Origin of the sequence: Moritella sp. F3 (assembly GCF_015082335.1) — a bacterium.
Lineage (GTDB): Bacteria > Pseudomonadota > Gammaproteobacteria > Enterobacterales > Moritellaceae > Moritella.
Genome location: NZ_BLRL01000002.1, coordinates 374,655 through 388,596 on the forward strand (window position 1 = coordinate 374,655; position 13,942 = coordinate 388,596).

At 40.5% G+C, this 13,942-nt stretch carries 17 protein-coding genes; 6 read left to right on the top strand and 11 right to left on the bottom strand.

The window, feature by feature from the left end; translation table 11 throughout:
* Nucleotides 1-116: 116 nt before the first annotated feature.
* Nucleotides 117-494, bottom strand: a complete 378-nt coding sequence (locus JFU56_RS04820) for a DUF2237 family protein (RefSeq protein WP_198436145.1) — start codon at nucleotides 492-494, stop codon at nucleotides 117-119.
* 228 nt (nucleotides 495-722) lie between these two features.
* Here JFU56_RS04820 and JFU56_RS04825 point away from each other — a divergent pair, with 228 nt between their 5' ends.
* Nucleotides 723-1,361, top strand: coding sequence for an alpha/beta family hydrolase (locus JFU56_RS04825; protein WP_198436146.1), 639 nt, complete (start codon nucleotides 723-725; stop codon nucleotides 1,359-1,361).
* A gap of 16 nt (nucleotides 1,362-1,377) precedes the next feature.
* On the opposite strand, the gene JFU56_RS04830 is transcribed toward JFU56_RS04825, so the two are convergent.
* The gene (locus JFU56_RS04830; RefSeq protein ID WP_198436147.1) at nucleotides 1,378-1,842 is read right to left on the bottom strand and encodes an Lrp/AsnC family transcriptional regulator; all 465 of its coding nucleotides are present in this window, start codon (nucleotides 1,840-1,842) and stop codon (nucleotides 1,378-1,380) included.
* Nucleotides 1,843-1,986: 144 nt separating this feature from the next.
* On the opposite strand from JFU56_RS04830, the gene JFU56_RS04835 reads away from it, so the two are divergent.
* Nucleotides 1,987-2,928 carry a nucleoside recognition domain-containing protein gene (locus tag JFU56_RS04835; protein WP_198436148.1) on the top strand — a complete coding sequence of 314 codons (942 nt, stop codon included), beginning with the start codon at nucleotides 1,987-1,989 and terminating at the stop codon, nucleotides 2,926-2,928.
* A 31-nt stretch (nucleotides 2,929-2,959) separates the two neighbouring features.
* Here JFU56_RS04835 and JFU56_RS04840 read toward each other — a convergent pair whose 3' ends face one another.
* From JFU56_RS04840 to JFU56_RS04875, 8 genes are all read right to left on the bottom strand, one after another.
* Nucleotides 2,960-4,006, bottom strand: coding sequence for a ChaN family lipoprotein (locus JFU56_RS04840; protein ID WP_198436149.1), 1,047 nt, complete (start codon nucleotides 4,004-4,006; stop codon nucleotides 2,960-2,962).
* Nucleotides 4,007-4,065: 59 nt separating this feature from the next.
* On the bottom strand, nucleotides 4,066-4,938 hold the full coding sequence (locus JFU56_RS04845; protein WP_198436150.1) for a LysR family transcriptional regulator: 873 nt from the start codon (nucleotides 4,936-4,938) through the stop codon (nucleotides 4,066-4,068).
* Nucleotides 4,939-5,095: 157 nt separating this feature from the next.
* Nucleotides 5,096-6,337, bottom strand: a complete 1,242-nt coding sequence (locus JFU56_RS04850) for an OFA family MFS transporter (RefSeq protein ID WP_242065854.1) — start codon at nucleotides 6,335-6,337, stop codon at nucleotides 5,096-5,098.
* Between the two features lie 159 nt (nucleotides 6,338-6,496).
* Nucleotides 6,497-7,216, bottom strand: a complete 720-nt coding sequence (locus tag JFU56_RS04855; protein WP_206759239.1) for a LytTR family DNA-binding domain-containing protein — start codon at nucleotides 7,214-7,216, stop codon at nucleotides 6,497-6,499.
* A gap of 27 nt (nucleotides 7,217-7,243) precedes the next feature.
* A complete protein-coding gene (locus JFU56_RS04860) occupies nucleotides 7,244-8,869 on the bottom strand; it encodes a sensor histidine kinase (protein ID WP_198436423.1) in 1,626 nt (541 codons plus the stop codon).
* Between the two features lie 157 nt (nucleotides 8,870-9,026).
* A complete protein-coding gene (locus tag JFU56_RS04865) occupies nucleotides 9,027-9,716 on the bottom strand; it encodes a pseudouridine synthase (protein WP_198436151.1) in 690 nt (229 codons plus the stop codon).
* Nucleotides 9,717-10,046, bottom strand: a complete 330-nt coding sequence (gene yqfB / locus JFU56_RS04870) for a N(4)-acetylcytidine aminohydrolase (protein ID WP_198436152.1) — start codon at nucleotides 10,044-10,046, stop codon at nucleotides 9,717-9,719. It lies immediately after the preceding gene.
* A gap of 185 nt (nucleotides 10,047-10,231) precedes the next feature.
* On the bottom strand, nucleotides 10,232-10,654 hold the full coding sequence (locus JFU56_RS04875) for a PACE efflux transporter (RefSeq protein WP_198436153.1): 423 nt from the start codon (nucleotides 10,652-10,654) through the stop codon (nucleotides 10,232-10,234).
* Nucleotides 10,655-10,959: 305 nt separating this feature from the next.
* Here JFU56_RS04875 and JFU56_RS04880 point away from each other — a divergent pair, with 305 nt between their 5' ends.
* The 4 genes from JFU56_RS04880 to JFU56_RS04895 all read left to right on the top strand — a co-directional run bounded on the left by JFU56_RS04880 (nucleotide 10,960) and on the right by JFU56_RS04895 (nucleotide 13,361).
* Nucleotides 10,960-11,376: a hypothetical protein gene (locus tag JFU56_RS04880; protein WP_198436154.1), complete on the top strand. Its 417-nt coding sequence runs from the start codon at nucleotides 10,960-10,962 to the stop codon at nucleotides 11,374-11,376.
* A gap of 10 nt (nucleotides 11,377-11,386) precedes the next feature.
* On the top strand, nucleotides 11,387-11,701 hold the full coding sequence (locus tag JFU56_RS04885) for a hypothetical protein (protein ID WP_198436155.1): 315 nt from the start codon (nucleotides 11,387-11,389) through the stop codon (nucleotides 11,699-11,701).
* The gene (locus JFU56_RS04890; RefSeq protein ID WP_198436156.1) at nucleotides 11,698-12,024 is read left to right on the top strand and encodes a hypothetical protein; all 327 of its coding nucleotides are present in this window, start codon (nucleotides 11,698-11,700) and stop codon (nucleotides 12,022-12,024) included. The genes JFU56_RS04885 and JFU56_RS04890 overlap by 4 nt, the downstream gene beginning before the upstream one ends.
* Nucleotides 12,025-12,386: 362 nt before the next feature.
* A complete protein-coding gene (locus tag JFU56_RS04895; protein ID WP_198436157.1) occupies nucleotides 12,387-13,361 on the top strand; it encodes a VirK/YbjX family protein in 975 nt (324 codons plus the stop codon).
* A 28-nt stretch (nucleotides 13,362-13,389) separates the two neighbouring features.
* Here JFU56_RS04895 and JFU56_RS04900 read toward each other — a convergent pair whose 3' ends face one another.
* Entirely contained in the window at nucleotides 13,390-13,920 is a 531-nt protein-coding gene (locus tag JFU56_RS04900; protein ID WP_242065855.1) for a GNAT family N-acetyltransferase, read from the bottom strand.
* Nucleotides 13,921-13,942 lie beyond the last annotated feature (22 nt).

Here is a 13,942-nt window from a genome sequence, read left to right on the forward strand (position 1 = left end):
GGTCATATATACACCCGAAATACCTGAGGGAAAACAAAAGAACTGTAAGAGAATGTCAGTAATCTATCGTTTGTAAAGGTATTTACGGTGCAAATTTAAGGTTATGTTTTAATTGCTTAGCTCAAATCCATTGAATAGCGTTTAAGTAATTCCATCGGCACGATCTCTAATGCTTTAATGTGTGTTCTTTGCAAATAGACTCTCGGCGCCATATTATCTTCCAATGCTTGTAACCAACGCGCCGCACACAAACACCAACGGTCACCCGCGTGTAAACCAGGAAAGCCAGACTCCGGTACCGCAGTGGATAAATCATTGCCTTTAAAACGCGAGTATTCTAAGAATTCAGCTGACACTTCAATACACACGGTATGCGCCCCCGCATCTTGACTACAGGTATTGCAGGCTCCATCGCGATAAAAACCAGTGATCGGATCCTCGCCACATAACGCTAGTTTCTCCCCAAATACATTGACTGAATCATACATTTCCATGGGTTATGCCTCCACGTTACGCAGTAACGCCTGTTATAGTTGAATTTAAATTACTGTGTATTGAACATAAAGTGCAATTGAAGTACAAGTTAATTAACACTAGCACTTATTATTTTGACCGTCTATGCAGCTAATATAATGAGATAATTAGGCTTCTATTCGCAATCACGTATAATGATTTTTTAACGCGTTATCTCAATTAGATATGACCTACAGCATAGGAAGATCATGGAACTCATTTATAACGGCCCTGTTGATGGCCCATTATTTGTATTTGCGCACGGCGCTGGTGCACCCGCAACGTCTGACGTGATGGAAACCATTGCTCAAGGGCTCGCGCTGCACGGTATTCGAGTGGCACGTTTCAACTTTCCTTACATGCAACAACGTGTTGATAATGGCACCCGTCGCCCACCAGAGCGCGCACCAAAACTTATCTCGCAATATCAACAATTAATAGCCAGTATTGAGCAACCTATGGTCATTGGTGGAAAGTCTATGGGTGGGCGCATGGCGACGTTAGTAGCCTCCGATGTAAGTACAGATGAATTAACAGTTAACGCGAAAATAAAAGGCATCGCCTGTTTGGGCTTTCCTTTTCACCCTGCCAATAAGCCTGAATCACTGCGTACTGAACATTTTCCATTGATCCAACAACCGGTATTTATTGCCCAAGGCGATCGCGATAAGTTAGGCTGCAAAGAAGAAGTAGCCAGTTATGGCCTGCCAAAGGATATTGAATTCTTGTGGTTAGCTGACGGCGATCACGATTTAAAACCACGAGTGAAAAGTGGCTTTACCCATCAAGCCCATTTACAAGCAACAATCGATGGCATGGCTTCGTTTATCAAGCAAGTATTACAATAACTGAGTCGTTAATATCCTAATCAGGAATAACCGCGCAGGTATCATACTTAACTCTATTCATTGATATTTGCGTTTTAAAATTTTTCATATTCGCTTCACTGTACAAATGGCGCAGGCAAAAATCTTCATACTGCTGCATATTTTCCACTGTCACCAATAACACAAAATCAATTTCACCTGTGACTTGATAACATTCCCTCACCTCTGGCGCTTTACGAATACGTTTAATAAAACCATCATTCAAATCTAAACGGTCTCTTTCCATTTCAACATTTACAATCATGTGAAGACACACACCTAACTTATCCTGATCAAGCAAGACGACTTGGCGAGCAATAACACCTGCACTTTTTAACTTCTTCACTCTCTTAAAACAAGCGGGTGGCGACAGACCGACGAGTGATGCTAATTGTAAGTTACTCACCGAAGCATCTTGCTGTAACTGACGTAATATTGCCTTATCAATCCGATCGAGAAACATAATTAACTAAACCACTAAAAATAAGAAATTTATATAAATATTTGTACGTTAAATTTGAAATCATTTCTAGTCAGTTGAATATAATAAGTTACATCAAACAGCATTATTTATTATCAATTTCATCTAGCAGCTAGGAAGCAGCACATGTTAACGACTTTAAAATCATTATTTCTCGATGTCTGGCGAGTTTATTTAACTTTACTCAAAGTCATGGTCCCTGCACTTATTGTCGTCAAGATATTAGACATGCTCGGCGGCACGCAGTGGTTAGCGAAGTTACTCGCCCCGTTAATGAGTCTGGTTGGCTTACCGGAAGAAATGGGCTTGGTGTGGGCAACGGCTATGCTCACCAATATCTATACCGGTATGGCGGTCTATTTTGATTTAGCGGGTGATAGTCCTCTCACTGTCGCGCAAGTATCGGTGCTAGGCATCATGATGTTACTCGCACATGCCTTACCGATAGAAGGCGCAGTTGCTAAATTATCGGGTGTATCTTGGCGCATCACCCTGCCTTTACGTATTGGCGGTGGCTTTATCCTCGGTATGATCGCTAATCAGGTCTATCAATTAGGGCATTGGCAACAACAGCCTGCGGTCATTGTTTGGCAACCGACACCCGCCTCTTCAAGTTTATTTGACTGGACGATGGCGCAACTCAGCATGCTATTTTCTATCTTCTTTATCATTGCTGCATTAATGATATTACTGCGCTTATTAAAATGGTGTGGTATCGAAAAACTGATGCAAACCTTGTTATCTCCGTTTTTAAAAGCGTTAACCATAGGTAAGGAAACCACCAATGTCTGTGTCATAGGTTTAGTTCTGGGGCTTAGTTTTGGCGCTGGATTATTAATTGATGAAGCGCGTACAGGAAGAATAAGTAAGCGTGATATTTTTCTAGCCGTGTGCTTTTTGGGATTAGCCCACAGCGTAATTGAAGATACAATTTTGATTTTATTATTAGGTGCTGATCTGATGTCTATTTTATGGGGACGTTTGCTGTTTGGTTTTATTGTAATCGCTATTTTAGCGCGTTGTATCAAGCAAGAATCACCTACATGCTCGATCACTAAAGCGAGTTAACGGAACTTGCTAACTCGCTTGTTAAAAATGCCTATTTAATACAAATTAACTTATCATTACGCTTAGATAAATCTTTAAATGACGCCATCATGTTTGCTTGTGTTACAAACTGTTTGGGTGGAGTTAACACTTGTAAGCGATAGTCATCACTATGAGTTTCGATTATAGTTTCTGCTGCCGTTTTTAGCGTGTTTACATCAACAGGCGTGACGATAACAACTTTTAATTCCGGTGCGCGAGCCAGAATACTAGCCGCTGCCCCTAAACCATTCTCAGTATGGAATTTCCCAGCTATATGCATCACTTGTTTACCTGTATTTAAATCATCAGATAAATAATTAACAATACTCTCGGCCATGGTTTCATCCCACGTCAATTGCGAGGCAAATTTACTTTCATTTTGACTTTCATCACCATGGTGCATCGAGGCCATAAAATGGGTTTTATAGGGTGAATCCTGCGTATTAATATTTTCAGCTAACCAAACGCGTTCATCCGCAGGTAATTTATCAATATAGCGAATCCCTTCTTTAGCGATACAACGGACAATATTTTTAGGCGCATTGGCAGCAATAATATCAATGTTGTTAACCTTTGCCAGCTCCACTAACGGGCGGTAATCACTGGTGTAATTCGGCCATGCATTACCTTGTTTAATTAATGTTCCCTCGCCTATCTCGCCAGCTAAGTAAGCATTCACAACAGCCTGGTTATCACGAGTGAATTGCTCCATTGATAACGCAATGTTGTCATTATCTGCCAGCATAGCTTGTAATAATGCGGTTTGAAAACGGTGGATACCGGTATGCGTATGCCACTCACCCACCAGCACGACATCAGCGTCTTTAATCTGCTCAACAAAATCAGCTACATTAATATCCAGGCCGGATGGAGACTGTAAATTATAGTCGAAGTAAGTAGTCACCTCTGATTTAACCTGGTTTATTACAGGTTTCTCTGAAAATGAAGATGCACTACAACCCGCCAGTGCTGAGGCTATAAAAACACTAATGACACGACGTTTATAATTTTTTAGTACCTGTAAAGATGGAGAAGATAGTTGCGGAAAAATAAACATATAACACCCTAATAATAACGACCACCAATAGTAATACAACTCATTTGTAATAACACTGTTTACTGTAAACAATGCTTCGCCGCGACCATCACGCTATTAACACGACTCGGCATAAATTTATTCAGGTGTACACCAAGATAGAGTGTTTCCGAAACCGGAATTTTAAGGTGGTGGATCTTCACTTTTTCTGGATGAGGGAAATCAGCTACCGCATAAGCAGGCAATACAGTAAAACCAAGTCCTAAGCTCACAGGCTCTAAAATCAGGCTGATTTGATTCGAGAATCCCGTTTTTTTAAACTGGTTATAATGTTTAAACTCTGGGTAATTAGCCCCAAGTAACAAACTTGAGTGGAATGCGCCATCAGGATGGTCGATAAAGCCGAGTTGCATTAATGCTTGCCAACTTGGTTCTTCAATATGCGCAGGTGTGATTAACAATAAGGATTCTTCCGCTATCGGTTTCAAACTCACTTCGGCTAATGTTGATGAACTGGTCATAAACCCAATGTCGACCGCATGCTCGGCAATGGCTTTTTCTATCGTTGCGTTCGGCGCAAAGCGATAATCAATCACTAATAGCGGGTGCTCAGCTTGTAACGTCAATAAAGATCGATACAGTTTCAAGCCAATACTGCCGGGAGACATCACTCTGACTAGCCCCTCAAAAGCAGGATCCGTTGTCACGCGCTGTTCGAGTTCTGATAGTGAGTAGATTATTTGTTTACCCTCGGTATATAACCGCTGCCCCGCGTCCGTCAGGGTAAATTGCTTACCTTCACGAATGAGCAAGTCTTGACCTAACTGCTCTTCTAATTTGCGGATATGTTGGCTAATACCCGATTGCGTCATATTCAGACGCTCAGCACTACGGGTAAAATGGCCAACTTCCACCAGCGTACAAAAGCTGCGGAGTAATACAGGATTAATCATTAAATTTTATTCTCAAATATATTTTAGTTGATAACTATATTTGATGATTATAGGTAATGATTAACCGTTTGTATTCTTTTTACATTTTCAAAGAGAAACAAATTATAAGAAATGTATACCCACACCATTTACCCTGCGCAGGTATGACTGTAGCAAATTAAACCATAACAGGTTGCGCAGGAAGATTATTTCGCGATGCAGGAACAAGGTTAGTTTGCTGCAAACCGGGTAGCTTGATGGTCAGCGTAATAATAAGCGAAATAACTAATAGGCCTAACATAAGATAGAAAGTGGCTGCGAATCCGCCGAACACAGATGCCACGATAGAACCAATAATACTACCGAGACCAAAACCAAGGTAAATTAAGCCGTAGTTTTTGGTCAAGTTGTTTAACCCAAAGAAATCACTGATCAATGATGGGTATACGGTGATCGTGCCGCCAAAACTAAAGGCAATACATACCACGGCAAAGTAGAAACTGAACATGCTTTGCTCTGCAAAAAGTAATGCCGATACACCCGCTAAACAAATAAATAATGCAATGGCGATCACTTTAATACAACTAATGCGATCTGAAAGCACACCGAGTACTAAGCGGCCACTCAGATTGGCAACAGCGATAAGCGCAACCGAACTTGCAGCAATGGCCACAGGTAAATGCACATAACTCTCACCGATATCTTTAGCGACACCAATAACGTACAAACCACTCATGCAAACCGTTAAGAATACCAATGCTAACATCCAAAACTGTGAGCTTTTCACAGCTTCAGCTAACGTGTAATCACGTACAGGTGTCGCTGCAGCAGTTTGTTGTGGCGCTTGCTTGGGTGCGTCTTTCATCATCAGACCACCAATAATGACCATCACCATGGCGATCAAACCCCAAGTACTAAAAGTATTTTCTAAGCCACTGTTAGTGAGGAAATACATATTAATATATTTAAAGCCAAGGCTGCCGAGTCCATATGCACCTATAGCACACGCAGAAACTAAACCTTTACGTTCCGGAAACAGTTTCACACAGTTAGATAACGTCATCAGGTAACCTGTTCCATCGGCAAAACCGACTAATAAGCCTGCGAAGATATAAAGCAGAATAAGATTAGATGCATAGGCAGTTAGCGTTAAGCTGGCACCCAGTAATAAACCGGCGCAAATCGTCACTTTACGCACACCGAAACGCTCTTGCAATTTGCCTGATAATGATGAGGCGATGGCTAACGATAGACTTAAAATACCAAAAGAAAAAGCCACACGGCTAACCGGCACAGATAGCTTGTCTGCCAGTTGTGAGTTAAATAGACTCCACGTATACACAGACCCTAACGCAAATTGGGTGATGATAGTACCAAGCAACGTCAATAGTCGGTCTCGGTTTGATATTTGAGTCGTCATAAGGGAAATCTCCAACGAATTTAAAAGCAGGCAGGCGACGGTATCGGTCGCCTTGTTAAGCCACTAAAATACGGGGTCCGCGGGAGATAACAATAGGCAGAAAACAATAAAAAATGAGATGCACTGAGTACGGTATGAAGTGCAATATAGTGGCATGAATTACAATTGCATTAATTCACGAAATGCTTTTATGTTGCTGCGACTTACCGGTATTTCACTGCCAATATCATGCACTTTGAGCTGGTAGGTACAGTTCACCCAAGGGATAATCTCTTGAATTTTAGCGATGTTGACACAGTAAGAACGATGACAGCGAAAGAAATGCTGTTCAGGTAAGCGGTTAATCAATTCACTCATGGTAAAAGGCACAATAAAAGCATCGTCTTTGGTAAATACACTCGTTACCTTTTCATTCGCCATCGCATAATAAATATCATCAATGGCGGTAACAAAAATGCGGTTATCCTTAATCAAGTTAATGGTTTTAGCCCTGACTTCTTCTGGCTGAGCCAGGCATGCTTGGGTCGCTTCTAACTTAGCTAATAATCCAATAATCCGTTTTTCATTGAGTGGTTTTAATAAATAATCAAAGGCTTCAAGTTCAAAAGCGTCCACCGCAAATTCTTTATATGCCGTGGTAAACACGATATGCGGTTTTTCAGAAAACTGATGAATATTACGCGCCAACAACATACCATCAATTGACGGTACATTAATGTCTAAAAATGCAATATCAACCTTATGAGTTTGCAGATATTTAAAGGCTTCTAAACCATCATCAAAGGTCGCGATGATCTCGATATTACTATGACTTTCAATTAAATATGTCAGCTCTTCCCTTGCTAAATATTCATCTTCTACGATCAGGGCTTTCAACATGTTATTACCTTTCCTTTCTATTCAATTCTATTCATTGACGTAAAATACGATTTCAGTGCCTTGCTCAAGACGTTTGATGTGTAAGCCCTCGCCATACAATAACAAGATCCGCTGATGCACATTCATCAAACCAATATGATGGCTTTCCATCGTGCCGTTATAGAGCTTATCAATGACATTTTGACTGATACCGATACCGGTATTTTGAATGGTAATTTTAAAGCGTTGACCATTGCGTTTTACCGAAATATTGACTTTACCGGGTTGGCGAGAAGGCTGGATACCATGCTGAATAGCATTCTCTACCAAGGGTTGGATCAGTAAGCAAGGAATCGTCGGATGTACATCATCGACATCAAACGTGACTTCAAGCTTGTCACCAAAGCGAGCTTGCTCAATCGCGACATAATCTCTTACTTGTTGTAACTCTTCTTGGATGTCGATCAAGTCATTATTACGTTCAAGGTTATAACGGAGAAAATCGGCTAAATTGGCAATCAATTGACGGGCTTTATCAGGATTAATACGTACTAGTGTGGAAATGGCATTCAAGGTATTGAATAAAAAATGCGGGTTAATTTTACTTTGTAATGCAGAAAGCTCAGCCTTACTTGTCATGGTTTTCAATTGTTCAAGACCTGACACTTCCATCTGTGTAGAAATCAATTGCGATAACCCGATAGCCATTTCACGTAGTGACGGTCGAATTCGGTGGGGTTGGCGGTAGAATATTTTTAAAGTGCCGCTGACCACACCACTTTCCCACAAGGGAATAATTAATAATGAATGAAAGCCGTGTACATTGAGGTTATTACTGATAATTTGCTCGCCACTGTTAACCGCCTGCAGAGTCATCTCACTGATCTGGTGATAAGTATCTAAATAATCTTTTTGGCCGATACCAACGTAAGCCAATACGTCTTTGACATCGGTAATAGCGACCGCATCAGCCTCGGTTTCTTCACGAATAATACTGCATACTTTAGTCAGTGAATCGCGATTATTTTTACGGAAATAAGGCAAGGTTTTATTGGCAATATCGAGGGCTAGTTTTGCTTGTTTAGCCGCGATTAAATCTTTTTCATCATCTAAATCTTGCACCAACTTAATAATAAGTCCAATACATACCGCGCCGCCAATCATCGGCACGCTAATGTGTCTAACAATCGTGTAGGCGAGTTCCTTATCCTCAGAGAGTACGACAATTAAAATCATGGTTAAAATCTCGCAAAAAATACCAGCAATAATGCCCCATTTTGCGTACGATTTTTTGTGGCAGCGAAAATGGATCCAAGTCGCTAATAATCCGGCAATCGCGCTGGAAATTAAACAGGCTAACGATGTTGGCCCGTCCATGTCGATAATATAACGATGCACGCCAGAAATAATACCAGCAGGGATCGCCACCCAAGGACCAAAAAGGATGCCACCAGACAAGACTGAAATAATACGCACGTTAATGAGTGAGCCTTCAACATTAACCCCCGTGTAGTTACTAAAGACGGCAAATAGAATGAAAAGTACTGAAATGAGCGCCGTTTCAATGGGGTGTCGTTGAGTTTTGATAACGATGTGTTGGAATAAATTGGTGCGCGTTAAAAAGAATAATGCCATTAGCATCAATGCTGCACGTTCAAATACCGCCAGCAGCATCATAAATTGTTCGGTGTACACAGAGAGAAGCCTTAATGTCGTCGTATAGGATATATTTACGCTTTTATTCTACGCCAGACACCGCATTAACTCTATTAATCGTTTGATTTAAAACATTATCTTCTTAGTTATATTGGAAATATTAATAATTCAGACATCAACGGCTAAACGAATTTACTTCATCCGTAGTTAAATAACGCCACTGCCCGACTTCAATATCTAGCTCTATTGCACCAATTTTTTCACGGTGTAAACTCACAACTCTGTTACCCACAGCCGAAAACATACGTTTTACTTGATGAAACTTACCTTCGGTGATCGTCAATAATACTTCTTTCGGCGTCACAATCTCTAACATTGCCGGGCGCGTTAATTGCTGTTCACCTTGTAACTGCACGCCATGCGAAAACTTAGCCGCGACATCTTCGCTAATAGGACGAGATAAACTAACCCGATACACCTTTTGGCAATGTTTGGTTGGGGTAATAATATTAAATGACCAACGACCATCATCTGTCACCAAAACCAAGCCGGTGGTATCGGCATCTAAACGCCCTGCGACATGTAACTCAGATGCATTTTCAACATCAATATAATTAAATAATGACGGATAAGCTTCATCAATATTAGAACAAATAGTATCAGCAGGTTTGTGCATGAGAATATAACGCGACTTTCTTGCTGTTAGCACTTCACCCTCTAAGCAAATGTGATTATCTTCATGCACCTGCGTGGCAACATCAACAATAACAACATGATTAACCACAACGCGACCATCACAGATCATCGCCGTTGCTTGTGATCGGCTTAGCGCAGTACTTTTGCAAATAAACTTATCCAATCGCATTTATGGCTGACCTACCAATTTATAAGACACCACGTATAACTGCTCAATACCAGGGTAAATGTCCTGGATCACATCTTTCAGTACCGCCAATGTCATGTTCTCTTGCTCGGCATGAAAATTAGATAGCTCAGTAAATAAAATAGGCTCTACCGAGAGGATAGATAGTTGGCAAAATTCACGTCCTCCTTCTAATGTCGAAACAGTCACGACCGATCCCGGTACATAAAATTTTTCAGCTTCATCACGAATGGTAATGGTTTTTTTACCGCTCAGAATGTCGGTTTCAAAACGTTCAAAGAAGGTCATGGTGGTAGGCGTTAGGGCTGTCATGCGGGGTTCACTTATCAAATTAAGGGGAAGCTATTGTATCAAGATAAAGGCACGTTAAACTAATATTTATAACTAAAATAAACAAGAGTAAAGAAACGGTGACTATAGGTTGTCACCGTTTCTTATTTTAAAGCTGTACCGCTATTGTAAATAAATGATATTTAAAAAGTATCTTGTCGATAAATTTATTGCGCAACCATCTCCGGAACAGGGAATACCTTGTCATACGCCAAGTTATAACCATAAGCGTAAAATAAATAGAACACCACCATACCGATATCAAGCACGAATGCATCCCACAAGCTTAAGTCTAAGAACCACGCCATAAATGGGATCGTAAGAAACAGCAAGCCACCTTCAAAACCAAGGCTATGGACAACACGTGTCAGGGTGGTTTTAGTTACCGTCCCCATTTTTTTCAACATGTATTTATCAAAGCCTAAGTTATAAACATAGTTCCAGCCCGTCGCGACGACCGAGAATAATACCCCCATGACACCAACATGCCCGAGCTCAAAGCCTAGTTGGCTTAACACCCCCATAATTGCCAGTAGGCCAATAATCTCAAATAAAATAGCGTGTCTAATACGGTCTAACCTTGTTCTCATTTATTCTTCTCCACATCATTATACTGCATGCCGTAATCATCGTAATTACCGTTCACATACTGTTAAAGCTTTATTATGACGGCTATTCTATCGCAAATTGTTATAACTAAAAGTTGGATTCCATCTGTTTATCGGATGGTATAAACATACAGTTAGATTTGTTGACAGATGCATACACAAGCTTACCTACAAATACAGTTAGCTTGTTTACAATATCTTTATACAAACAACTGACGACAAGTCCGACTAATACTAAATGAGGTAGCGTCAGCCACTCATTCGTTTAAATCAATGGGACATTTACAATGAAAAAATATTTGTTGCTTACCCCTATATTATTGCTCACGGCCTGCGCTCGTATGGACCACATCCAGGTTGGTGATATAGACCAAAGCCAGGGAAAGCTAAAGCCTATTTCAGTCAAAGTATCTGAAAATACCATCAACGTTGACACTACTTTAGCGCTTACCGATGCCGTATTAAGCAATGGGGCTGGCAGTGATGAAATCGAAGCTCTCAGAACTATCTGGGCGCTTATGAATATGGGACCTAGAACAGGTAATCCCGTATTTAATGATGCTTATGCTCAAAATGTATTAAGCCAACTCCATACCCAATGCCAATCCGGCAAAATAACCGCCATTCGTAGCGTCCGCGAAGCTAACGATTATGCCGTCGCGAGTGGTGAAATTGTTCGTATCGATGCAGATTGCATACTCTAAGGAATTAATCATGATCCGTAAATTTTGTTTATTATTTATCGCCCTAACACTCAGTGGCTGTGTTGGTTTAAACACAGTATCAATGACGCAAATTCCAAAAGACAAAGGCCAACTTGTTGAAGCTAATGCGCATGACTGGGTATTCCTCAATTTCACCACTCAAAATGACTTTGCCGACAGAGCTGTAGATAATTTAAAAGAACAGTGTGTTGGCGGTAAAATCAGTGGTGTCTTTACCAAGCACCAAACCACCAGCTATTTATTAGTATTTAAACGCGAAGTCATCGTCAGTGGGTATTGCAGCCTACCTAAGGATAGAATGTGATAAGAAATACATTAAGCACCTTAGTATTGATCTCCGCAGTACTGTTATTAAATGGCTGCACCAGTAGTATCCATATGGTCAATAGCGATGGTTTTGACCAAGTAATCCCAACAGACCTTAATTATAAATATGTCGAAGCAAGCACTAAACAGCATGTGATTTTAGGCTTTGCCGCGAATACCAATTATGTTGATGAGGCTCGTCAATCCCTTATTGCGCAGTGTGATGGCGAATTGACGGCAGTAAGCACGCAATATTCTACCGACCATAGTTTTCTAAGTTGGTATAACAAAATATTAATGAAGGGTATTTGCATACAATAGTACTTTTCGATCCCATAGTGCTTGGACATAAAATACTATTTTTACATCAATCATTATAGCTAACAGCATAACCTCCACAACGATGCTGTTAGCCTCTCCCAAACAAATCACTGACAGATGCTTACAAAGATCTACTTAGTGAATATTAGTGGTTTCAGTATTATTAACTAAGTAATTATGCTGCACTTGAATATTTAAACAGACAATAACGCTAAATTTCACATCAATTCGACATAGGCACTGATAGTGTCTCTCGATGATTGCATAGCCATAACACGATACAGCAATGAAATATGCACTTAAACTTTAAATATACATATAAATCATCGCCTTGAGGTGGTTTTACTAGGAACAAACAATCGATGTCTACAACTAACCTCTCTGAACTCGCCGACCTGATTTACCCAAAAAGCAAAGGCATGAAGAAAATAAAAAAGAAAGCGAGATTCTATTTTTGGGCTGCGACGAACGGTAAAGCCATCGAAGCAATGACGACTTTGTTTGCGAATGATAATTTAAAACCAATTTTAGCCAACAATCCCGAGATCCTAGAAAAACCACTGAAGCCTTTTCTTTGCGTTAATTGGTCTAACTCAGAACGTATTAAGCATATAACAGAACACTATCAATATATTGATGATACTTTTGGTGAAAATTCAAATGCCGTTATTTCCAGTAAGGGGATAACTATTTTAGACTTTGAAAGCTTAAGCGGAGAAACATATCGTGTGCAGCTATATCGTGGTGCTAGCCGTGAAGGTGGCCTAGGTATTCGTTTAGTGAATGACAAAGACCAAAGTGTCTATGCTTTAGCCTGTAATATTTCAGGTTCTACAACTAAAACGATGCACATAGGTATGCTGCAAGGTCCGCGAGATTCAATCGAAGATCGTCACGCACTTATTAAAGTATTAACTAAATCATTACACGGTTTACGTACTAAATCATTACTCGTTGAAATGGCGTTAATGCTAGCGCGTGTATTAGGCGTGGACGAAGTCAAAGCGATTTCAAACAAAGGTCATATCTACCAAGCAATTCGTTATATCGGCTCGAAACGTAATTCTGTGACTTTCGACTATGACGGTCTGTGGGACGAATTTGAAGCAGCCAAAGTAGATACTTACTTTTATAGTTTACCGGTATTCACGCCCCGAAAAGATCCACTCACATTGAAGAAAACCAAGCGTAAAATGTATACCAAACGCTACCTGTGGCTAGATGAAAGCGAAATTGCAATGGCAAACAATTTAACGCCATGGTTAATGAATCCACCTGTGATTCATTCAACCCATAACGCTCTAGATGATTCTATTAAAGGCGCTCAAGCCGCTTAACTGTCATTAATAGCTGAATGCCCTTAACTCATGAGTCGAGTGAACTGGTATTCAGCTTATAAATCCGATCCGCATATAATACGCCACCGATACGATAAGCATCCGCGATGACCTCGTGCAACTTAAAGCCACACTTAGCCAATACTTTGTCTGAATCAGCGTTCCCCTCTGTCACAATACCTTGAAATAGAGAAATCAAATGTACGCGCGTTGCCCAAGTAATGACACTCTGTAATGATTCAGTCGCATAGCCCAACCCAAAATGTTCTGGTAATAGCAGGTAACCGACTTCTGCAGATCGGCCATCATAATCAAAACCCGTGATACCTACCGCCTGATTAGTCTCACTATCAATGATAACCAAACATAGCCAAGCACCAGAAGTCACAGACCAGCGTGGTAAACGTGAAGAAAATTTAGCGCGAATATCATCAACACTAGGTTGATCAAAACATTTTTCGATCACTCGGACTTCAGTATGCAAACGTAAAAATAACGGCCAATCAGACTCGGTAATTTGACGTAGCGTTAAACGCGGTGTAGTGATAGATATACTCATGACATTCCTTTTTATGCATTTC